The 22,281-nt window shown below is 46.3% G+C and carries 20 protein-coding genes, 1 tRNA gene, 3 rRNA genes and 1 riboswitch (1 of these 25 running past the window's edge); of the genes, 17 read left to right on the forward strand and 7 right to left on the reverse strand.

What is annotated here, in order from left to right; all coding sequences use genetic code 11:
- From MHH57_RS00430 to MHH57_RS00490, 13 genes are all read left to right on the forward strand, one after another.
- A 16S ribosomal RNA gene (locus MHH57_RS00430) occupies window positions 1–18 on the forward strand (it extends 1,538 nt beyond the left edge of the window).
- Window positions 19–412: 394 nt separating this feature from the next.
- Window positions 413–3,340 (forward strand): 23S ribosomal RNA (locus MHH57_RS00435).
- A gap of 150 nt (window positions 3,341–3,490) precedes the next feature.
- Window positions 3,491–3,607 (forward strand): 5S ribosomal RNA (gene rrf, locus MHH57_RS00440).
- The 16S, 23S and 5S rRNA genes sit together here, the layout of an rRNA operon.
- A 346-nt stretch (window positions 3,608–3,953) precedes the next feature.
- Window positions 3,954–5,411 (forward strand): IMP dehydrogenase, encoded by a 1,458-nt coding sequence (gene guaB, locus MHH57_RS00445; RefSeq protein WP_013308172.1) that lies wholly within the window; start codon window positions 3,954–3,956, stop codon window positions 5,409–5,411.
- Between the two features lie 336 nt (window positions 5,412–5,747).
- A complete protein-coding gene (locus MHH57_RS00450; protein ID WP_029514963.1) occupies window positions 5,748–7,136 on the forward strand; it encodes a D-alanyl-D-alanine carboxypeptidase family protein in 1,389 nt (462 codons plus the stop codon).
- Window positions 7,137–7,267: 131 nt separating this feature from the next.
- On the forward strand, window positions 7,268–8,149 hold the full coding sequence (gene pdxS / locus MHH57_RS00455; RefSeq protein ID WP_025720037.1) for a pyridoxal 5'-phosphate synthase lyase subunit PdxS: 882 nt from the start codon (window positions 7,268–7,270) through the stop codon (window positions 8,147–8,149).
- A gap of 16 nt (window positions 8,150–8,165) precedes the next feature.
- Window positions 8,166–8,732 carry a pyridoxal 5'-phosphate synthase glutaminase subunit PdxT gene (gene pdxT, locus MHH57_RS00460; protein ID WP_029514961.1) on the forward strand — a complete coding sequence of 189 codons (567 nt, stop codon included), beginning with the start codon at window positions 8,166–8,168 and terminating at the stop codon, window positions 8,730–8,732.
- Between the two features lie 35 nt (window positions 8,733–8,767).
- On the forward strand, window positions 8,768–10,051 hold the full coding sequence (gene serS, locus MHH57_RS00465; protein ID WP_025720034.1) for a serine--tRNA ligase: 1,284 nt from the start codon (window positions 8,768–8,770) through the stop codon (window positions 10,049–10,051).
- Window positions 10,052–10,140: 89 nt separating this feature from the next.
- Window positions 10,141–10,229: transfer RNA gene (locus MHH57_RS00470), tRNA-Ser, on the forward strand.
- A gap of 144 nt (window positions 10,230–10,373) precedes the next feature.
- Window positions 10,374–10,715, forward strand: coding sequence for a hypothetical protein (locus MHH57_RS00475; RefSeq protein ID WP_029514958.1), 342 nt, complete (start codon window positions 10,374–10,376; stop codon window positions 10,713–10,715).
- Window positions 10,716–10,743: 28 nt separating this feature from the next.
- Window positions 10,744–10,914 (forward strand): hypothetical protein, encoded by a 171-nt coding sequence (locus tag MHH57_RS00480; protein ID WP_007428073.1) that lies wholly within the window; start codon window positions 10,744–10,746, stop codon window positions 10,912–10,914.
- A gap of 72 nt (window positions 10,915–10,986) precedes the next feature.
- Window positions 10,987–11,142, forward strand: coding sequence for a small acid-soluble spore protein P (locus MHH57_RS00485; RefSeq protein ID WP_029514956.1), 156 nt, complete (start codon window positions 10,987–10,989; stop codon window positions 11,140–11,142).
- A gap of 198 nt (window positions 11,143–11,340) precedes the next feature.
- Window positions 11,341–12,417 (forward strand): hypothetical protein, encoded by a 1,077-nt coding sequence (locus MHH57_RS00490; protein ID WP_165150530.1) that lies wholly within the window; start codon window positions 11,341–11,343, stop codon window positions 12,415–12,417.
- Between the two features lie 87 nt (window positions 12,418–12,504).
- Here the strand turns inward: MHH57_RS00490 and MHH57_RS00495 are convergent, their stop codons facing one another.
- Window positions 12,505–13,071 carry a GNAT family protein gene (locus MHH57_RS00495; protein WP_069011492.1) on the reverse strand — a complete coding sequence of 189 codons (567 nt, stop codon included), beginning with the start codon at window positions 13,069–13,071 and terminating at the stop codon, window positions 12,505–12,507.
- A 60-nt stretch (window positions 13,072–13,131) separates the two neighbouring features.
- Window positions 13,132–13,632: a tRNA adenosine(34) deaminase TadA gene (gene tadA / locus MHH57_RS00500; RefSeq protein WP_342434701.1), complete on the reverse strand. Its 501-nt coding sequence runs from the start codon at window positions 13,630–13,632 to the stop codon at window positions 13,132–13,134.
- Between the two features lie 328 nt (window positions 13,633–13,960).
- On the opposite strand from tadA, the gene MHH57_RS00505 reads away from it, so the two are divergent.
- Together MHH57_RS00505 and rluF are read left to right on the forward strand one after the other, a co-directional pair.
- Entirely contained in the window at window positions 13,961–16,237 is a 2,277-nt protein-coding gene (locus MHH57_RS00505) for a PAS domain S-box protein (RefSeq protein ID WP_029514948.1), read from the forward strand.
- 51 nt (window positions 16,238–16,288) lie between these two features.
- Window positions 16,289–16,990 (forward strand): 23S rRNA pseudouridine(2604) synthase RluF, encoded by a 702-nt coding sequence (rluF, locus tag MHH57_RS00510; RefSeq protein WP_029514947.1) that lies wholly within the window; start codon window positions 16,289–16,291, stop codon window positions 16,988–16,990.
- Window positions 16,991–17,124: 134 nt separating this feature from the next.
- Here rluF and MHH57_RS00515 read toward each other — a convergent pair whose 3' ends face one another.
- Both MHH57_RS00515 and motA read right to left on the reverse strand, forming a co-directional pair.
- Window positions 17,125–17,952 carry a flagellar motor protein MotB gene (locus MHH57_RS00515; protein ID WP_029514945.1) on the reverse strand — a complete coding sequence of 276 codons (828 nt, stop codon included), beginning with the start codon at window positions 17,950–17,952 and terminating at the stop codon, window positions 17,125–17,127.
- Window positions 17,945–18,739 carry a flagellar motor stator protein MotA gene (gene motA / locus MHH57_RS00520; protein ID WP_029514943.1) on the reverse strand — a complete coding sequence of 265 codons (795 nt, stop codon included), beginning with the start codon at window positions 18,737–18,739 and terminating at the stop codon, window positions 17,945–17,947. The genes MHH57_RS00515 and motA overlap by 8 nt, the downstream gene beginning before the upstream one ends.
- Before the next feature lie 187 nt (window positions 18,740–18,926).
- On the opposite strand from motA, the gene MHH57_RS00525 reads away from it, so the two are divergent.
- Window positions 18,927–19,220 (forward strand): hypothetical protein, encoded by a 294-nt coding sequence (locus MHH57_RS00525; protein ID WP_013308186.1) that lies wholly within the window; start codon window positions 18,927–18,929, stop codon window positions 19,218–19,220.
- Between the two features lie 117 nt (window positions 19,221–19,337).
- On the forward strand, window positions 19,338–19,637 hold the full coding sequence (locus tag MHH57_RS00530) for a 4a-hydroxytetrahydrobiopterin dehydratase (RefSeq protein WP_007428083.1): 300 nt from the start codon (window positions 19,338–19,340) through the stop codon (window positions 19,635–19,637).
- A 78-nt stretch (window positions 19,638–19,715) separates the two neighbouring features.
- On the opposite strand, the gene MHH57_RS00535 is transcribed toward MHH57_RS00530, so the two are convergent.
- From MHH57_RS00535 to MHH57_RS00545, 3 genes are all read right to left on the reverse strand, one after another.
- Window positions 19,716–20,222 carry a GNAT family N-acetyltransferase gene (locus MHH57_RS00535; protein ID WP_322253038.1) on the reverse strand — a complete coding sequence of 169 codons (507 nt, stop codon included), beginning with the start codon at window positions 20,220–20,222 and terminating at the stop codon, window positions 19,716–19,718.
- 301 nt (window positions 20,223–20,523) lie between these two features.
- A complete protein-coding gene (locus tag MHH57_RS00540) occupies window positions 20,524–21,024 on the reverse strand; it encodes a C40 family peptidase (RefSeq protein WP_029514939.1) in 501 nt (166 codons plus the stop codon).
- Window positions 21,025–21,029: 5 nt separating this feature from the next.
- A riboswitch (cyclic di-AMP (ydaO/yuaA leader) is annotated at window positions 21,030–21,167 on the reverse strand.
- Between the two features lie 276 nt (window positions 21,168–21,443).
- Window positions 21,444–22,271 (reverse strand): hypothetical protein, encoded by an 828-nt coding sequence (locus MHH57_RS00545; RefSeq protein ID WP_029514937.1) that lies wholly within the window; start codon window positions 22,269–22,271, stop codon window positions 21,444–21,446.
- Between the last annotated feature and the right edge of the window lie 10 nt (window positions 22,272–22,281).

Genomic DNA, 22,281 nt, shown 5'->3' on the forward strand with positions numbered 1-22,281 from the left:
GGCTGGATCACCTCCTTTCTATGGAGAATCGTTTCCTGCGATGGAAACATTCAAATCAGCAGGTACATGTACCTGCGACCGGATATTCAATTCGGTTCATCACGTTCATGTGAATGAAATGAATATCCTAAACTTACTCACTCGTTGCTCAGTTTTGAGAGCTCAAACTCTCAAGCTTCGACGGATACTTCATTCACACATCCGTGTGGAACCGAAATATTCATCGGGTTTCGCTTCGATGAAGCGAATTGCACCTTGAAAACTGGATACCGAAACGAATTTGCGTTTTAGAATATTCCTTTAAGCTGATCTTGTGTAAACAAGTGAAATAAAGGTAGCTGCCTTGAATTTCATTCACACATTCGTGTTGAACCGAAATTCAAAGCAAATCGTATTTACGATGTAAATACTAGGTTAAGCTACAAAGAGCACACGGAGGATGCCTAGGCGCCAGGAGCCGACGAAGGACGTGGCGAACAACGATAAGGCCTCGGGGAGCTGTAAGCAAGCTTTGATCCGGGGATGTCCGAATGGGGAAACCCGGCTGTCTTCATCGACAGTCACTTTCTGCTGAATACATAGGCAGAATAGAGGCAGACCAGGGGAACTGAAACATCTAAGTACCCTGAGGAAGAGAAAACAATAGTGATTCCGTCAGTAGCGGCGAGCGAACGCGGATTAGCCCAAACCAAGGAGCTTGCTCCTTGGGGTTGTGGGACGTCTCACATGGAGTTACAAAGGAACCGGTTAGATGAAGAGGTCTGGAAAGGCCCGCCAGAGAAGGTAAAAGCCCTGTAGTTCAAAACTTGTTCTCTCCGAGACGGATCCCGAGTAGTGCGGGGCACGTGAAACCCCGTATGAATCCGGCAGGACCATCTGCCAAGGCTAAATACTCCCTGGCGACCGATAGTGAAGCAGTACCGTGAGGGAAAGGTGAAAAGCACCCCGGAAGGGGAGTGAAATAGATCCTGAAACCGTGTGCTTACAAGAAGTCAGAGCCCAATTTAGGGGTGATGGCGTGCCTTTTGTAGAATGAACCGGCGAGTTACGTTCCCGTGCAAGGTTAAGGTGAAGAGCTGAAGCCGCAGCGAAAGCGAGTCTGAATAGGGCGAATGAGTACGTGGACGTAGACCCGAAACCGGGTGATCTACCCCTGTCCAGGGTGAAGGTGCGGTAACACGCACTGGAGGCCCGAACCCACGCATGTTGAAAAATGCGGGGATGAGGTGGGGGTAGCGGAGAAATTCCAATCGAACCCGGAGATAGCTGGTTCTCCCCGAAATAGCTTTAGGGCTAGCCTCGGAAAGAAGAATCGTGGAGGTAGAGCACTGATTGGGTGCGGGGCCCGCAAGGGTTACCAAGCTCAGTCAAACTCCGAATGCCATAGATTTAGTTCCGGGAGTCAGACAGTGAGTGCTAAGATCCATTGTCGAAAGGGAAACAGCCCAGACCATCAGCTAAGGTCCCCAAGTGTGTGTTAAGTGGGAAAGGATGTGGAGTTGCACAGACAACCAGGATGTTGGCTTAGAAGCAGCCACCATTGAAAGAGTGCGTAATAGCTCACTGGTCGAGTGACTCTGCGCCGAAAATGTAACGGGGCTAAACACACCACCGAAGCTATGGCTTGATGCTTGCATCAGGGGTAGGGGAGCGTTGAATGCGGGTTGAAGGTGTACCGTAAGGAGCGCTGGACTGCATTCAAGTGAGAATGCCGGTATGAGTAACGAAAAGATCTGTGAGAATCAGATCCGCCGAAAGCCTAAGGGTTCCTGAGGAAGGTTCGTCCGCTCAGGGTAAGTCGGGACCTAAGGCGAGGCCGATAGGCGTAGTCGAAGGACAACAGGTCGAAATTCCTGTACCACCGTAATCCGTTATGAGCGATGGGGTGACGCAGTAGGGTAGTGACGCGGACTGATGGATGTCCGTCTAAGCAGTGAGGCTGGTGTGTAGGCAAATCCGCACATCGTTAAGGCTGGGCTGTGATGGGGAGCGAAAATTGTAGTAGCGAAGGTCATGATCTCAGACTGCCAAGAAAAGCCTCTAGCCAGGAGAAGGTGCCCGTACCGCAAACCGACACAGGTAGGCGAGAAGAGAATTCTAAGGCGCGCGGAAGAACTCTCGTTAAGGAACTCGGCAAAATGACCCCGTAACTTCGGGAGAAGGGGTGCCTCGGTAGGGTGAATAGCCCGAGGGGGCCGCAGTGAAAAGGCCCAAGCGACTGTTTAGCAAAAACACAGGTCTGTGCGAAGCCGCAAGGCGAAGTATACGGGCTGACGCCTGCCCGGTGCTGGAAGGTTAAGGGGAGTGGTAAGCTCGCAAGAGCGAAGCTATGAACCGAAGCCCCAGTAAACGGCGGCCGTAACTATAACGGTCCTAAGGTAGCGAAATTCCTTGTCAGGTAAATTCTGACCCGCACGAATGGCGTAACGACTTGGGCGCTGTCTCAACGAGAGATCCGGTGAAATTTTAATACCTGTGAAGATGCAGGTTACCCGCGACAAGACGGAAAGACCCCATGGAGCTTTACTGCAGCTTGATATTGAATTTGGGTACGATCTGTACAGGATAGGTGGGAGCCGTAGAACTTTGAGCGCCAGCTTGAAGGGAGGCATCCTTGGGATACCACCCTGATCGTATCTAGGTTCTAACTTGGTACCGTGAACCGGTGCGAGGACAGTGTCAGGTGGGCAGTTTGACTGGGGCGGTCGCCTCCTAAAGAGTAACGGAGGCGCCCCAAGGTTCCCTCAGAATGGTTGGAAATCATTCGAAGAGTGCAAAGGCAGAAGGGAGCTTGACTGCGAGACCTACAAGTCGAGCAGGGACGAAAGTCGGGCTTAGTGATCCGGTGGTACCGCATGGAAGGGCCATCGCTCAACGGATAAAAGCTACCCTGGGGATAACAGGCTTATCTCCCCCAAGAGTCCACATCGACGGGGAGGTTTGGCACCTCGATGTCGGCTCATCGCATCCTGGGGCTGAAGTAGGTCCCAAGGGTTGGGCTGTTCGCCCATTAAAGCGGTACGCGAGCTGGGTTCAGAACGTCGTGAGACAGTTCGGTCCCTATCTGTCGTGGGCGTAGGAAATTTGAGAGGAGCTGTCCTTAGTACGAGAGGACCGGGATGGACGTACCGCTGGTGTACCAGTTGTTCCGCCAGGAGCACCGCTGGGTAGCTATGTACGGAAGGGATAAGCGCTGAAAGCATCTAAGCGTGAAGCCCCCCTCAAGATGAGATTTCCCAATTAGTAAGACCCCTTGAAGACGACGAGGTAGATAGGTTGGGGGTGGAAGTGCAGTAATGCATGGAGCTGACCAATACTAATCGGTCGAGGGCTTATCCTAAGATAAAACGCAATGAGTTTCGGATCCAGTTTTCAGGGTGTAACCTTGAACGTATGTACAAGTGACATACAACAAATGCATGGCTATTCGTTCACACGATATATCGTGAAGCGAATAACCGTACGATAGAATTTGCACAGCAAATTCATGTTTGGTGGCGATAGCGGAGGGGTTCCACACGTACCCATCCCGAACACGACCGTTAAGCCCTCCAGCGCCGATGGTACTTGGACCGCAGGGTCCTGGGAGAGTAGGACGTCGCCAAGCAACAAGTAAAGAGGACCATGATCTCAATGAGATCATGGTCCTCTTTGGTATATTAGGGTACAAACCACTTGTATAATTGCTTCTATGCTGCGCATTCAAAGAAGAGATACGCTCTTGTGAATAGCTATTACTCTTAAAAACGCTTATTTTTAAAGGTTGTCCTCCGTAGGAGTACAGTTGTTTGTACAGGGAAATACTAAAGGTTAGGGCTATTGTTGAAGGCTTGACACCCCTATACCGCTTTGCTAAGATTGCAATAATATATTTTCAGAGAGCCTTGATTTGTCCATGTCGGACAGACAACAAGACCAATACAGACTAAACAATTTGAAGGAGGATCATCTTGGTGTGGGAAGATAAATTCGGTAAGGAAGGCCTTACCTTTGACGATGTTTTGCTGGTACCTCGCAAGTCGGTGGTTCTGCCCAAAGAAGTAAGCGTGGCGACACGTTTGAGTGATAACGTAAAGCTGAATATTCCTTTGATGAGTGCTGGTATGGATACTGTTACTGAGGCAGTGTTGGCAATCGCGATGGCTCGTGAGGGCGGTATCGGTATTATTCATAAAAATATGTCGATTGAACAGCAAGCGGTAGAGGTGGATCGGGTTAAACGTTCTGAGAGCGGTGTTATCACCAATCCATTCTCATTGACTCCGGATCATTTGGTATCTGATGCTGAAGCAGTTATGGGTAAATACCGTATTTCTGGTGTACCTGTTGTAAACGAAGAAAACAAACTGGTGGGTATTATTACTAACCGTGATCTTCGCTTTATTCACGATTTTAACCTTAAAATCAGTGAAGTCATGACGAAGGAAGAACTGGTAACTGCACCTGTAGGTACGACTTTACAGGAAGCGGAAGTCATTTTGCAAAAGCATAAGATTGAAAAGCTCCCTTTGGTTGATGATGAAAATTATCTCAAAGGTCTTATCACCATTAAAGATATTGAGAAAGCTATTCAATTTCCGAACGCAGCGAAAGATGCACAAGGTCGTCTTCTGGTCGGTGCGGCTGTTGGTATTTCCAAGGATACATTTGATCGGACTGAAGCACTTGTAAAAGCGGGTGTGGATATGATTGTTGTGGACTCTGCTCACGGCCATCATATTAACATCATTGAAGCGGTCCGCAAGCTGCGTGAAGCTTATCCTGATCTGACGATTGTAGCAGGTAATGTAGCTACTGGAGACGGAACGCGCGAATTGATTGAAGCAGGAGCATCGGTCGTAAAAGTCGGTATTGGTCCAGGCTCCATCTGTACAACACGCGTAATCGCAGGGATAGGTGTTCCACAAGTAACAGCAATTTATGATTGTGCAACAGTAGCACGTGAATATAATATTCCGATTATTGCAGACGGCGGTATTAAATACTCCGGTGAAATTACAAAGGCCATTGCGGCAGGCGCTTCTGCGGTAATGCTGGGAAGTCTTTTTGCAGGTACGGAAGAAAGCCCGGGCGAATCTGAAATTTATCAAGGACGCCGCTTTAAAGTATATCGTGGTATGGGCTCTATGGCTGCGATGAAGCAAGGTAGTAAAGATCGTTATTTCCAAGATGACGACAAGAAATTGGTACCGGAAGGCATTGAAGGACGCGTTGCTTATAAAGGACCACTTTCCGACACTGTCCATCAGCTGTTGGGCGGTCTTCGTTCCGGTATGGGTTATTGCGGTACAGCTAATATTGAGGAGCTTCGTAACGATACAAGCTTTATCCGTATTACAGGTGCTGGTCTGCGTGAGAGCCATCCGCATGATGTGCAAATTACGAAAGAAGCACCAAACTACTCTCTATAAAGTTCGGCTGTAGTAGACTTGACGACAGGCAGAGCGTATTTCGCTCTGCCTGTCTTTTTTTAGAGATACCCCTGTGATAGAATAGACAAGTGTCCGCCTTTATGACGAAATTATTGACGAATTAGGGCACGTAGGTCTTTTGGATGATTCCTACCAGTAAAGAAGATTCGAGCAGAAAATGCTCATGACAGGATACAACTAAGAAAACGAAATAAAACGAAATGAAACTGGATTTTAACACTAAAACATTAATTACATTGGCCAAGTAGAGGCTGTAACCACCGTCTCGTTGTACATAACGGATCGGGTTGAGGTACGAGAGGAGTTTGTATTCATTTGAAAGCGAACAATTTAAAGCAAAATACAAAACGCAGCATGATTAAAAAGAGCGTGACTGCAGTCATGGTGCTCAATATGATGTATATGTCGGCATTGCCTGTTGTAGGCAATTTCGATCCGAGCGTGGCTACTTTTGCAGCTGGAGCGGCAACACAGGCAACCAATATTACGGGGACAGGTTCTATTAACCCCCCTAGTCTGGCACTACGTTCTGCCATTTTGATCGAGCCTTCCACGGGGCAAGTATTGCTGTCTATGAATCCAGATGAGCCACTTCCACCAGCAAGTATGACTAAAATGATGACAGAATACATCGTGGCTGAACAGGTTAAGCAAGGCAAACTCAAGTGGACGGATAAGGTTACGGTTAACGAGAATGCTTCTAAGAGCATTGGATCACGTATTTTTTTGGCTCAAGGGGATCAACATACGGTAGAAGAGCTTTATATTGCCATGGCGGTAGGTTCTGCTAATGATGCAACAGTAGCCCTTGCTGAACGCGTATCCGGAACTGAGCAGGATTTTGTAAAACTAATGAATGAAACAGCTCAGAAAATGGGCATGAAAAATACGTATTTTATCAACTCGACTGGTTTGGACCGTGGTGATATGCCGAAAGGCTTCCAGCCGGATACAGACCGGGAAACGGTGATGACAGCGAGAGATGCAGCTACTCTGGCTGGTTACATCATTAAAGATCATCCGGATTACACACGATTCACGACAATTCAATCTTACAAATTCCGTCCTACTGACAAGGCGCCGATTATTAACTATAACTGGATGCTGGAAGCAAACAAAAATATTACTAACTTTAGAAAGTTTGCTTACCCAGGTTTAGACGGGATGAAAACAGGCCATACGGCCAATGCTGGCAACTGTTTTACAGGAACCGCTGAACGCAATGGAATGCGTCTCATCAGTGTAGTTATGGGAGCTGATTCAGATGCACACCGTTTTACAGAGACAGCTAAAGTGCTGAACTATGGTTTTGATAATTTTGAAGTGAAGCAGGTTATTGCCCCAAAGACGGTGGTTAAGGGTGTTGAGAATGTGCCAGTGACCAAAGGTACGGAAACAGAAGTGCCGATCGTTACAAAAGATGCAGTAAGTTTTATCGTACCCAAGGGTGCGAGCAATCCCAAGGTAACCTTTACAACGAACATTACACCAGCAAGCTCTCTTGTAGCACCTTTGAAGCAAGGGGCCAAAGTCGGAACCATTACGTACACGTACAAGACAGACGGTGTGGATAAAGGGCAGACGAAAACCGTTGATCTGGTTACTACGACAGCAGTAGAAGAGGGCGGCTGGTTCCGAATGCTTTTCCGGGCAATCGGTGATTTCTTCGGAGATCTGTTCCAAGGAATTAAGAATCTCTTCTAAATAAGCAGAGCTAAGCGACCTACCTTGTTTTTCATTACTTATTTTGCAGCTTGAAATGATTGTGTATTTGGCATTGGTGCGGTAAAATATTTAGTTAGAATCTAAACGTAACCCTTACAGGAGGCAACGACATGGAAACGGGAACTTCGCGTGTAAAAAGAGGTATGGCAGAGATGCAAAAAGGTGGCGTAATCATGGATGTCATGAACGCTGAGCAGGCTAAAATTGCAGAGGCAGCAGGAGCTACAGCTGTAATGGCTCTTGAACGGGTACCTTCGGATATCCGTGCAGCTGGTGGGGTTGCTCGTATGGCTGACCCAACGATTGTGGAAGAAGTTATGAAGGTTGTTTCTATTCCTGTTATGGCTAAGGCTCGCATCGGTCACTTTGTAGAGGCAAAGGTACTGGAATCTCTCGGTGTTGACTATCTCGATGAGAGCGAAGTATTGACACCTGCGGATGAAGTTTTCCATATTGATAAGCGGGAGTTCACCGTTCCATTTGTTTGTGGAGCCAAGGATCTGGGAGAAGCGCTGCGTCGCATTGGTGAGGGTGCATCTATGATCCGTACGAAAGGTGAACCGGGAACTGGGAATATTGTTGAGGCCGTTCGTCATATGCGTTTTATCAATGGTCAAATTCGCAAGGTGCAAAACTTGTCGAAGGACGAGCTGTATGCAGAAGCGAAAAACCTCGGAGTTGCATATGAGCTGCTGTTAGAAGTGCATGAGCTTGGCAAGCTGCCTGTGGTTAACTTTGCAGCGGGTGGTGTAGCAACACCTGCTGATGCCGCGTTAATGATGCATTTAGGCGCTGATGGCGTCTTTGTAGGTTCTGGTATTTTCAAGTCGGATAGCCCTGAGAAGTTTGCACGGGCAATCGTGGAAGCGACCACTCATTATACGGATTACAAGCTGATCGCAGAAGTTTCCAAGAATTTGGGAACTCCTATGAAAGGCATTGAAATTTCCAAACTGGCACCGCATGAGCGCATGCAGGATCGTGGTTGGTAAGAAAGAAGGGACCGGCATGAAAATAGGTGTATTGTCGCTGCAAGGCGCTGTAGCTGAACATATACGAAGCGTTGAACGTGCGGGTGCGGAAGGTATAGCGGTGAAGAAGATCGAACAGCTCGATGAGCTGTCCGGTCTTATCATTCCCGGTGGTGAAAGTACCACTATCGGTAAGCTAATGCGCAAGTATGACTTTATAGAGGCTATACGTCAGTTTTCCAATCAAGGCAAGCCTGTATTTGGCACTTGCGCAGGATTGATTGTACTGGCTAAAACGATTCAAGGACAGGAAGAAGCACATTTGGGACTCATGGATATTACAGTATCGCGTAATGCATTTGGTCGCCAAAGAGAGAGCTTTGAAACAGACTTGAACATTAAAGGGATTGAGGAACCGGTTCGTGCCGTATTTATACGCGCACCATTAATACAGTCTGTTGGAACGGGAGTAGATGTGCTGTCTGAGTATAACGGCGAGATCGTGGCAGCCCGTCAGGGTCATTTGCTGGCTTCATCCTTCCATCCGGAGTTAACAGACGATTACCGGTTACATCAATATTTTGTGGATATGGTCCGCGAATAGTGAAAGTCAGGTTTGTAGTGTAGGAGGGATTACCTGTGTTAGATATAAAGATTTTACGTAATGAGCTTGGTCGGGTTGAGAAAGCTTTGCAGAACAGGGGAAAATCTCTGGATCTGATTAATGGTTTTACAGATCTGGATGTAAGCCGTCGTGAGTTACTTCAGGAAAGTGAAGGGCTCAAAAATCGTCGGAACGTGGTATCCGGTGAAGTAGCCAAGTTGAAGAAGAATAAGGAAAATGCGGATGATCTTATTGCAGAAATGCGTCAAGTCTCCGATCGTATCAAAGAATTAGATGAGCAAGTACGCGAACTGGAAGTTCAGATCGACGAATTGGTGATGTCTATTCCCAATATTCCCAATGAAACAGTACCTGTTGGCGCATCGGAAGAGGATAATGTAGAAATCCGTCGCTGGTCGGAGCCGCGCGAGTTTTCTTTTACACCCAAAGCGCATTGGGAGTTGGCTCAGGATCTAGATATTCTTGATTTTGAAGCAGCAGCCAAGGTAACGGGTTCTCGTTTTACGTTCTACAAAGGACTGGGAGCAAGACTAGAGCGTGCGCTGATTAACTTTATGATGGATCTGCACAGCAGTGAGCATGGTTATGAAGAAATGCTTCCTCCATACATCGTAAATCGGGACAGCTTGTACGGAACGGGCCAACTTCCGAAGTTTGAAGAAGATTTGTTCAAGCTGCGTGATACGGAGTATTATCTCATTCCTACGGCTGAAGTTCCGGTAACGAACTACCACCGTGAAGAGATCATGAATGCGGAACAGCTTCCGAAATATTATGTGGCATACAGCTCTTGCTTTCGCTCGGAGGCAGGATCAGCGGGACGTGATACACGTGGCCTGATCCGTCAGCATCAGTTCAATAAGGTAGAGATGCTTAAGCTGGTTCACCCGGATACCTCTTATGAAGAATTGGAGAAAATGACGAATAACGCTGAGCGTGTTCTACAACTGCTCGGACTTCCATATCGCGTGCTGGCACTTTGCACTGGAGATATGGGCTTTACGTCTGCCAAAACGTACGATCTGGAAGTATGGTTGCCTGAGAGTGGCATGTACCGCGAAATTTCTTCTTGTTCAAATACGGAGGACTTCCAAGCGCGTCGGGCGAACATCCGGTTTCGTCCAGATTCGAAGGCAAAGCCTGAATTTGTACATACGCTGAACGGTTCAGGTTTGGCTGTAGGGCGGACGGTGGCTGCTATTTTGGAGAACTATCAGCAAGAGGACGGAAGCATCGTGATCCCAGAAGTGCTACGTTCATACATGCGAGGCATTGAGGTTATCGCTCCTAAACAGTAAGTGTTGCATTCTTAGAAGTTCTGTGGTAAAATAATTTTGTTGCGCCTGAGTATGTTTAAAGGGGAAGCAGCTTTATCCATTTACCACCTGGAGAGGTACCGAAGCGGTCATAACGGGGCGGTCTTGAAAACCGTTAGGGGGCAACTCCACATGGGTTCGAATCCCATCCTCTCCGCCATATTCTAAATAAACCAAGCCATTCAAATACGATAGCTGGTACATTGGCCTTTAGATGCTAATGATCAGGAATCGTGGGGAATGGCTTTTTTGTTGTATAAAAAGCTCGTTTTTTTCACACGTTATCAGATGTGGAGGTGCTGGCATGAATCGAGAAATGACAGTAGATCAGCAAAAGCTGGTAGAGGCCTGGCAGGAACAACTGCCGATTCTTTTGAATTCAGGGGACAAATCACAAGTACAAGCAGATGAAGCCGACAACCGGGCTATACGAATCCATATCGAGGTAGAAGGCCGGCAAATGTACTCCTTTGATTTTGCATGTACTTATGTAGACTCTCGGGAAGTACAGGTTAGCTTAGTCGATGTAGAACGGGACGGACAGTCTGTGGATGAACGAACAGATATCATTCAGCAGTTAGTGTCCGATTATACTCGGCATATTCACCAATGTGCCCAAACATTACAGTCATTGACGCACTCGTAGGTCATGAAGGAATGAGGAGGAAGACTACATGACAAAAGCCAAAAACGGACTGGATAAAAACCTGTCTAACATTGTTGATGATTTGGAGCAACGTCCAGTTAATAGTCATCAGGCACAGCAAGTGCAGCAGGATCGTAATGATCGCCGTCATCAGGATTCACTAAATCACGATAAAACGGAAGATCTACACCATCTATAGTCCTATTTTAAATGGTAATAAACGGATTTGTTGATGTACCACAAATATAGACTGAGAATGGAGGATGCATAAATGGGCAAGCCTAAAGCCATTCCTGTCCCCGAAGCACAGGATTCTGGTGGAAGTAACGAAAAGCGTGAGCGTAGTCATCAGCAGGAGCCGTTATCCGGTTCCAAGAAGGTGAAACAGCGGAATCACGTGGATCATCATAACAGAGAAGGATCATAAGTAGACAGACCTTTCTCCTAAAATATATTGCATAGTGTAAGACACTCTGGTTAGAGAGCCAGGGTGTCTTTGTGCTTATTGTAAGAAAATTTTCCAATAAGTATTTCGCCGTTTGAGAATATGAGTTAAAATAGGAGGTGTGTATTTTTTTGTTAGCATAAAAAAAGGGGTTAATTACGAGAGGAGAGAATCTACACAATGAGTAAAAAGTTATCCGTCTTGGTACTCACTATGGTGTTGCTTTTGACGGTAGCCCTGGTAGGTTGTAGCAAGAAGTTAGAACCGAAGGAAGCTGTTACGACCGGTACTGCAAATGCAATGAAATTGAATTCTTATGAATCCAAAAGTCAATTTACCGTTAAGGATCTGACAATTTCATCCGCTACTTTACCAAGTGAACAAAGTGCAATGATAACCAGTATGCTGAAAAATGCAGACATTACGCTGGACGGTGTATATCAAAAAGAACCTTTCCAATCTGAAATGACGCTCGGCATTCATCTGAAAGGTGATCTTTCCACCAGCTTCACGATTCCAATGGTGATGACTAAAGATAAACTGTACGTTAAAATTCCTAATATTCCATTTTACCCGCTTCCACAGGATGTTGTAGGTAAATTCCTGATCATTGATCCACAAGAACTGGCTAAACAATCGGGACAAGAATTTAACCCTGCAGCTATGGATCAAGAAAAATCGCAGAAATTTGCGAATGAAGTGATCGCTGCTATTATGAACGAGTATGATCAAGCTACGTACTTCTTTGATATTGATCCTAAAGACGCTAAGTTGCCACAAGGCGTTGAAGCTAAACAAGTAGTTCAGTTTAAAATAACGAACGACAACGTGAAGCAAGCAACCAATACATTTATCACTAAGGCGCTTCCTAAAGTCCTTGATATAATGTCTAAGGACGAATATGCTAGCATGCTTCAAGTGAAGAAGGAAGAGCTGGCTGAAGCGAAGAAAGAATTGCAATCTAACACCAGCGAAGTTAGCAAAAAGCTGGATGAGTTGAAAAACTACTTGACAGTGAAGCAGTTTGACATTAACACAGCTTTGAACAAGGATAACATTCCTGTGTATCAAGACCTGAATGCGAATGTAGAGATGAATGATCCGGCTACAAAAGACAATGTAAAATTGTCTGTAACAGGCTACACGCAATACAACAAAATCAATGCTAAAGCAGCATTTAAAGTAGGTATTCCAACAGCTGATCAAGTCCTGACGATGGAACAACTGCAACAAAAAATGCAAACTGTTGCTCCTTAAGTATGGGATAACATGATTGCAAGAAAACCGCTCGGCATAGGCCGGGCGGTTTTTTGTTTACTTTTAATGTTGTCCCTGTACAGTCATTTAGCTCTGCCACACGTCATCCTCGGCTAAAAGTCCAAACATCTGGTGATCCTGCCATGTGCCCTGAATCTGTACAAGCTTGCGAGCAATGCCTTCTGGTCGAAATCCACATTTTTCTAATACACGTTGTGAGCGATCATTATGCAAAAGAGTACCCGCTTGGAGACGATGTAGAGATAAGGCACGAAAGGCATATTGTATGATTAACTTTAAGGCAGCGGTCATATGCCCTTTACCCTGTTCATGATGATCCATCATGTAGCCGATATCAGCGAATTGTCCAACTCCACGTACTAGATTGGAAATGGAGATATAACCGATGAGCCGTTCTTCCTTTAAGAGAAAGATACCGAATACGTAACCTCGATCTTCTTCGGCTTGCCGCAATTTCTGACGGATGTAGTCCTGTTGTTTCTCTAATGTGAAAAATGAATCCTCGTAAAGCGGCTCATAAGGCGCATGGGAATCCCTATTTCGGTGCCTAAGGGCGAGAAGGGCTTCGCTATCCGCCAAGCTAAATGGCCGTAAAAAGATACCTTGAGGCGTATTATACAAGCTCATAGGCATGGGGTGATCTCCTTCCATGGGGAATTAGCAATGAGATGAGGTATTTTGGACTGTGTCTCCTCAGAATGAAGACGGGGGAGGAGACAATTTGGCTGCCGCTCTTTTTTGCCGCAGATGCCGAAAGAAGCTCGTTAGCAGCGATGCACATTCCTCCTGCAGTACACCACTAGTTACTTCTGTACAATGATTGAACCGAGGCTCCTGTAATAAATTCATCAGCGTGCCTGCGCAGCCTGCCTTGGGATCTGTAGTGCCGTATATCAAATGGGGAACCCGTGATTGCACAATGGCTCCGGCGCACATTGGACACGGCTCCAGAGTGACATACAGCCTACAATCCAGCAGGCGCCAGGCACCTAAGTGCTCACTGGCCTGACGAATGGCGACCATCTCTGCATGTGCGGTTGGGTCAGCATCCGTCTCGCGCAAATTGTAGCCGCGACCGATGATTTCATTATCTTTTACGATGACAGCCCCGATAGGGACTTCACCTAACATTTCTGCCTTATACGCTTCCTGAATGGCTTCTTTCATCCAATAGGCGTGATCCATGGTGGTCACTGGGAAAATGCTCCTTTCAAAACGCGGAATTATCCAACGAACAAATATTCCGTTGTTAACATGATGTGAATAAAATTGTGGATAACAAGGTACTTGTCCACAGGTTTATCCACAGTTTATAATAAAATCTGTGTATTTGTGGACTACCTGTGGATGATTATCTTTTATATTGTAGGCAAATCCTCGTCTATTGACAATACTGTACACAAGGTGTGTATTTATGTATATCCGGTAAATGTAAATGCTGGTATCACAGGCGCTATTACGGTATCATTGAGTTAGCAATTCCCAGTAATCGCCAGCATGCGGCAAGAGGTGAGAAATCAGTGTGTCGATAAAAATCAGAATAACGATCATTTTGTCGGGGTCCGTCCTGTTTATCCTTTTATTAAACATCGCACTTAATTATTACACGACCCACGAAAACCTAAGAAGTGACAGTGAAACTAAAATGGTTCTGACGGCTAAAATTATCGGAGGAGCTATCGAACAAACCCAACATAGCTGGGAGGCCGTTGACAAACAGCTCGGATATAATCTGTGGCTTTCTGCCACGTTGGCTGCCAATCAGCTCGATCCTGACATTCGAAATATTCAGCAGGAACAGCTTCAAAAGGTGGCCTCACTCCACAGAGATACTAATATTTCCTTGATGATTCGAGACGGGCAGGGGTATAAGGTTGTTAGATCCTCGGATCCTAAAGAAGTAACGCCATCCGATCCATTGACAGGATATTGGAAAAATGCAGTTGACCAATTATATGAGCACGGACAGGCTGCAATGGTGCAAGGTCAGAAACTGGATCATTTTTGGACGGGGTCATTTGACTACACCGGTTCAGACTCCTCAGATATTAACAAATGGGGATTTTATTATGATCAAAAACGTAACTACTTAATTCGAATTTCCTTTCAGGATACTTCAGTACAAAATTTCATAACCATCCTGAGCCCCGATGAGATCGTAAAGCAAACTCAACAAGTGGATTATCGCATCATGGAGATTACAGGAATTAACCCTGCAACCTTTGGTGGCGCTTCGATGGACAAGAACGGAAACGATTCGAAATACTATTACATGTACAACAAACCGATCCAATTCGGCACGTATCAACTAACAAGGGTGCAGGAAGATCGTTTGGCCGTGTCCAGAGCTATCCTCTCGGGGGAGAGTATTGTACAAGACTGCTATATTAAAGGTGAGCGGGTTCTCGTCAGTTACATACCTTTTTATCCGGCTAATCGTGATGCCTATGTTATCCGTATTGTTATGAATTATGATACGATCACTTCTGTTATTTCCAAGCAATTGATAAGTTTAATTGCCATTTCCATTGTCCTTTTAGAGGTGGTGATCATTGGAAGCTATGTGCTGGCAAGTCTGTTTGTCCGCCCAATTCAGTCGATTCTGGGGAAAGTGAATGAGATGGCTGACGGTCATTTTGATACACGGCTAGAAATAAAAGGTGGTCATGAGCTTGCACAGTTGGGTGAGCGCATCAATGCGATGGCCTACAACCTAGGGATGTACACGAGAAGACTCGAGCAGATGTATGAAGAGAACCGTTCTGTAAAGGAACATCTAGAATCGGTTATTAATCAGACAGCAGATGCGATTCATGTAACCGACGAGGAGGATCGCGTCGTTCGGGTCAATCATGCCTTTGAAGCTTTGTACGGCTGGACCAAGAAAGAATTGGTTGGTCGTAAGTTGGAATTTGTACCTCCACAGCAACAGGAGGAATATGAATTTCAGAAGAAGAGCCTGCTTCAGGGAGAGAGCATCGTATCAAGTGAGTCCCTTAGAATGCGGAAGGATGGAAGTACAGTAGAGATTAGTATGAGCACATCGCCTATTCTGGATGAAGAAGGCCAGATTTTGGGGTTTATCTGCGTGTCGCGTGATATCACGGGTCGCAACCGGATGGAGGAGTTGTTGCGCAGATCAGAGAAACTGACAACCGTCGGGCAACTGGCGGCAGGCGTAGCACATGAGATTCGTAATCCGCTAACCACGCTACGTGGCTTTCTCCAACTACAGCAGCAAAATCAAGTGTTGAATATGAAACACAACGATATTATGATGTCTGAGCTGGATCGCATTAATTTGATCGTTAGCGAGTTTTTAATACTGGCGAAGCCACAGGCAGTGCATTTTCAGAAAAAAGATGTTCGTTATATTGTGAGCGACGTGATTTCTTTACTAGATAGTCAGGCGCATCTGCTGGGCATTGTATTCAACCTTCAGGTCACGGACGAGCCTGCCCTGGTATACGCTGAAGAAAATCAGTTAAAGCAAGTATTCATTAATTTACTTAAAAATAGCATGGAGGCTATGAGTAAAGGTGGCATCATCACGATTCATTTGTTCTTGGAGGGAGAAAACGTTAAAATCTTCATACGGGACCAGGGAGCGGGTATTCCCGCAGAAATGCTGTCCAAGTTGGGAGAACCTTTTTTCACAAACAAAGAAACAGGTACAGGACTAGGACTTATGGTCAGCCAGCGTATTATACAGAGTCATAAAGGCACACTGGATATTGAAAGCACAGAGGGAGAGGGAACGACAGCCCTGGTGCAGCTTCCGATTGCCAAGCCGGAGTAACGGGCTGGGGCGCAGGAGGAAGTGTGTTAGTAGAAATGGAGGGTACACAGGTTGCGCATTAACAAGTTTATCAGCGAAACCGGTTTTTGCTCGCGCCGGGAGGCAGACAAGCTGGTAGAGAGCGGTCGCGTGACGATTAACGGCGAAGTGGCTGTGCTGGGTAGTCAAGCGGAAGAAGGCGATGATGTTCGCGTGAACGGCAAGCCACTGCGCGATAAGTCTGATCACGTCTATATTGCATTGAACAAACCGGTGGGCATTACAAGTACAACGGAGAGCCACATTAGGGGCAATGTTGTTGATTTTGTGGGGCACCCGCAGCGGATATTCCCGATTGGACGCCTGGATAAGGATTCGGAAGGTCTCATTTTACTTACCAACGATGGAGACATTGTGAATAAGATTCTACGGGCAGAGGGCAAGCATGAGAAAGAATATATTGTAACAGTGGACCGCCCTGTCGTACCTTCTTTTGTGCAGGGCATGTCTAGCGGGGTGAAAATACTCGGTCAGCGGACGCTACCTTGTGAGGTGACGCGTGTATCTGAGTATGTATTCCGTATTATCCTGACTGAAGGGAAAAATCGTCAGATCCGGCGTATGTGTGCAGCCTTCGGTTATGAAGTTAAAAAACTGCAAAGGCTGCGAATCATGAATATTCGGTTGGGGTCACTTCAGAAAGGTGCCTGGCGTGATCTGACAGAGGCTGAGAAGCTGGAGCTTGGTCAGATGCTCGATTATACGCTTAGCTAATGCCAGAGGGGCTTGTATAGCCTAGAGCGTATGATCGTCGTATCTGAAAGGGCAAAGTACAGGAAGCACTAAACAAAGAGGCACCAGCTGCATAAAAATGCGGCGGTGCCTTTGTTCATATAACATATGCATAATCAACCTTCACTCGAGCTTGAGGTAGGACTGATGACTTGTGTCCCGTTCTGATATTTGCGGAGAACAGATATTTCAACACGACGGTTTTTAGAGCGTCCTTGACCATCTTGATTGCTTGCCAATGGACGATACTGGCCATAACCGATGGATACAAACTTGGTTGGGTCGAGATCTGGATTGAGCAACAAGATACGCAAGAAATTCAGAGAGCGCTTGGCGCTCAAATCAAAATTGGACGGGAACTGGCTGTTGGAGATCGGTACATTATCCGTGTGACCCGATACGATAACATCATAGCCAGGGAACTGCTGGAGCATACTAGAAATGGACTTGGCCAGCTTTCTTGCTTCCGGCTTTACTTCGGCCTGCCCGGATGAAAACAAGGCATTATCACTAATGGTGATCATTAGTTGCGATTGGTTTAGCTTGGTATTCAGCAACGGGGTCAGGCCGTTATTTTGAATGTATTGATCCATCTGTTTTTTAAGCTTTTTTAAATCTTCTTCTTCCCGTTGGGCCAGCTGTTTTTGCAGTTCAGAGGTAGAAGTAGCTTTCGATTTTACGGGTTGTGACACTTGTTCTTTATTTTTGCCCATATCCATGGATTGTGACGACGGATTCGCAGCTGAGTGATCCAGCACGCCAGTGCCGCCATTAAAAGCTGCACTCAGGGATTGAGCCATAGTTTCAAATTTTTTGGCGTCGAGCGAGCTCATACCGAATAAGACAATGAAAAGAGCCAACAGAAGGGTCATTAAGTCGGAATATGGCAACAGCCAGCTTTCGTCAGCATGCTCTTCGTGCGGTTCATGTCTCTTTTTACTCACTGGAATCGCCATCCTTCTGGGTCATCGTAGCCCGTTCGGTCGGAGTCAGGAAGATCGTCAGTTTCTGACTGATGGCAATCGTAGATATCCCCGATTGAATGGAAAGCAGACCTTCGACCATCATTAATTTAAGCTCGACTTCTTTTTTGGATAACCGTTTGAGCTTGTTGGACATCGGATGCCACAGGACATAACCTGTAAAAATACCGAGCAACGTCGCAATGAAGGCTGCTGCAATGGCATGAGAGAGCTTTTCCATGTCACTAAGGTCAGCCAGAGCGGCGATCAGACCTACAACCGCACCGAGTACCCCGAGCGTTGGAGCGTACATACCGGCTTGGGAGAAGATCAGCGCACCAGAGCGATGTCGATCCTCGGTGGCATTGATATCCTCCATCAGAACGTCCCGTACGAATTCCTGATCATTTCCGTCAATAATCATTCGCATGCCGCCACGCATAAAGGGATCATCGATTTCCTCTACCTTGGATTCCAAGGCGAGCAGGCCTTCACGACGGGTAATGGATGCCCACTCGGTAAACGTACCGATGAGCTCTTTGCGGTCTAACAGTTTTTGTTCGGTGAAAATAACCTTGAACAGCTTCGGAATCCGTTTGATTTCTGCCATCGGGAAGGCCATAAATATACTTGCTGCCGTTCCGACGAAGATAATCATGTAAGCAGCGGGGTTATTGACCAGATTGACGACCGGAGCGCCTTTTAAGATCATCCCGACGACCAGTGACAAAATCCCGAGCACAAGTCCAATAATGGTTGAAATTTGCATGATACACCTCATCCATGAGAATAGATTTTGAATCCTTTCATGCCGCCGGGGTCGTCCTTGCCCCAAGCGCGTCATTACAAGACGGATTATAGTATTTATCGACAAAACTCTCTTTTTTGTTAAGTGCGAATTTCCGGTATAATAAGGTGATTATGTATTGAATGGCGGAACCATTGGAGGAAATGGCATGGGAGTAAAGCATGGACGTGAGTATGAACAAATTTTGAACGATTTGACAGAGGCTGTGGGGCGCATCCCAGATAGCTATGAATTTTTTGAGATGGAAGCAGAAGATTGGGACAGGTTGGACCCGGCGGGACGTCAGGAAGTCAATGAAGCTTTGGCAGAAGACTTATTTTATGCACTGGGTACAGAGCCCACAATCACTGTAGGGAGTGGCGTTGTGATCTATGAGCCGGAGCAGCATCGTATCTATGTACTGATTGGGGACGAGGAGCTGACGTCAGTCCCTTTGATTTGAGGTCCGTCTTATGGATTTATCAACGGGGCCGTGGTAATATGTACACCAATATATCGTAGTTTTGGCCGTATTTAAGCGGTCGAAAGGCTTCCGTATAAACGGGGAGGAGTTCGTAACATGCCTTTTACACAAGAAGAGATTGAAGCACATCTGGAGAAACTGGAGGGCTGGGAGCTGGAGGAAGGACGTTGGATCGTTCGGAAATATAATTTTTCCAGTTTTATGAAAGGGATTGCATTCGTGGATGAAGTTGCCGCTATATCTGAAGCATTCAATCATCATCCATTTATTACGATTGATTACAAGACCGTGACGCTGCGTTTGACCTCTTGGGACGATGGCGGTATTATGGCCGTGGATATTAAGGAAGCCCAACAATATAATGAAGCTTTTGAAAAAATGCGTAGCAGTCATTGAGCTTGTAATGATCTGTCGTATGATGATAAAAGCGCCTTCGCTATACAACATCGTGGTTGTATGCCGAAGGCGCTTTTATCATAGTACCCGGGTTGGGTGCTCGGGACGATATACCATACAATAAAACGGTTTTTTGCCATCGGGGGTCTGTCGTTCATAGGTATCTGTAAGCTCAAATCCAGCCGCCTTGTAGGCCCGGATAGCGCGCTCATTCCAAGTGAGCACTTCTAGATCAATTTCATTCTTCGGGTTGCGTCGTTGGGCTTCCTCTGCAATGGCACGGACAAAATCAGAGCCTTTGCCATGTCCGCATCTGTCAGGATGCATGCCAAGGCCTAGCCGGGTCACACCGATCATAGGAAAATATTGAGCAAACCCCATCAGCTTGTTCTCTTCATCCAGTACGGCAACATATTGCTCTTGGCGAAGCGTGGGACTTCCAAATTCGACCTCAAGCGCCTTCATTTGTTCCCAGGGGAGCCAACCGTATATGTTATAAGGTGGATCATAGCGCCACTCACAGATTGCAGCCGCTTGATGCTCGTCCATCGGTACGATCCGATAGTTGGATATTGAGGCCGGCATGTGTTCCATCCTCCTTTTACAGTACTTCAATCATTAACAACAGATTGTAGACAAGTTGCAGGGGAATGGCAAGCGTGTTTATTTTATACCCAAGACGGGTATACATTCAATAAGAAGGAATTACTGCTCATATGCTCCCCCAGCGGTGACGGTAAAACCGACGATGTTTGCTAAAATTGAAACCTTTTGAGGTTTCAGTTCGTCAGTAATGATAATCATTGCTGATGTTGTGGACATAAAAAGCCGCAATTCGATTCCGGCAGAATCAAATTGCGGCTAGAGTTAGCTTGCTGTGCGTTAGTTATTCTACGTTGTCGTCATCAGGAATATCTGAAGCTACAGAATGGTAAGCGTCTGTGCTCATAATTCTTTTTGCACCGACATAGCGGTTAGCGTAATAATTTTCGTTCAGTGAGCTAACTACTACACCACGTGAAGTCGAGGAGTGGGCAAATTTCCCTTCACCTACGAAGATACCTACATGGGAAATGCCTCTTCCTGTGGTGTTGAAGAACACCAGGTCCCCAGGTCTCATTTCATCGCGGGATACAGAAGATCCCATTTTGAATTGTGATCCAGATTGATGCGGAAGTTTAATTCCCAGTTTGTTGAATACATACATTGTGAAGCCGGAGCAATCGAATCCCTCGAGTGTAGTGCCTCCGCTTCTGTAGTTCGTTCCTTTGGCATCTTGGATGACCTGGTCCATCTTGGAGTCTGCAAATGCACTGCCGCCACCGAATGTAAAAGATGTAAAGGCAATGGCAAGACTCATAGCTGCGATCGTTAGCTTCTTCTTCAAAAAAAATATACCCCTTCCAATGCCTGCGAGGTTAGCTTAAGGATTCGGTAGAAGGTTCCCCTATGACCACTCTGTTGCGAGATCAATTCACCCAAACTGGTTCCCCCGCTTCCTAGGTGCCAGGAATTAGGCTTTACTTAAGATGTGCACCTTGGAGAGCAGTATTCACAATAACGATATTTTTGAGATAAAGGTTACAATAAAGATTACAAAGTTGTTACTATCAGTTCACTGCGATTATTGTAACAAAGTCGGCTGGCTTTGGCAAATGTTTCATTGCAAAAAGTTACAAAAAAAATCTGCTCCTAATGTCCCAGGAACAGATCTTGTTAACAGTATTCAGTTATGTGCCGTTTGCGCGGTTATGCATAAAGTTTTTTCGACAGACGGAAATGAAGTGATTAACATAAAGGAAGGGCTTAGCTTCTACTGGAGATATCGGTATGCCATAGTCTGTACTGCGAACTGATATGCCACAGCCTGACCAGACTAGTAACAAAATGATACGATTGTTGGAGAATGAGCGCGAGCATGCCAGTCCAAATCATCGCCACGGTGCCAAATAGACCGAAGACCAGCAGCACACAAGCACCGAGCAAAAGGGATATACCGACAGCTGGGAGAAGCTGGCGAAAGAAGGCGAGCAGGGACGATAGTATGGCGTGACCACCGACAGTGCCTAGTTGCATATACAGGATGCACTGCCGAATGAACCATCCGTATGCCATCCATCCCATGGCATAGGGCAACAAGTGCAGCAGGTAAGAGGGAGATTGAAGCGTACCTGCTACAATAGGGTAGAGTCTCGGTACTACCCAAAAGGCGGGAATCAGCAGCAGTCCCAACTCGATGATGTAATACAACAGCGACGACATGCCATGGCGTTTCATACCTTTGAAAAAGGACAGGCTTTGCGGCTCAGTCGCATCGGTATGCAGGCTTTGATATATTCCGGCTCTAATGAAGGGAGTGATCAGTATGCGTAGTACAGTCGCCCCTAGTAGTATCCACAAATACACATGTACTTCCCGGCTGTCCATCAGAGCAATCTGGCTCTCCATCCAAAACAAGGTCTGTCCCAGCTCGTTTTGACCCTGATCAGGATAACGGAGCAGTAGCGGGATAACGGCAGATTGTACCAGCCGATAGAGAAACACCCCCCACAGTAATCGATACAGAAACAAAATGATAACGATATAAAATCGTATGCGCACCAGCGCCCAGCCCTCTTTTATAACAGTCCGCATCTATAGACAC

This window comes from Paenibacillus sp. FSL H7-0442 (assembly GCF_038593105.1).
Taxonomy (GTDB): Bacteria; Bacillota; Bacilli; order Paenibacillales; family Paenibacillaceae; genus Paenibacillus; species Paenibacillus polymyxa_D.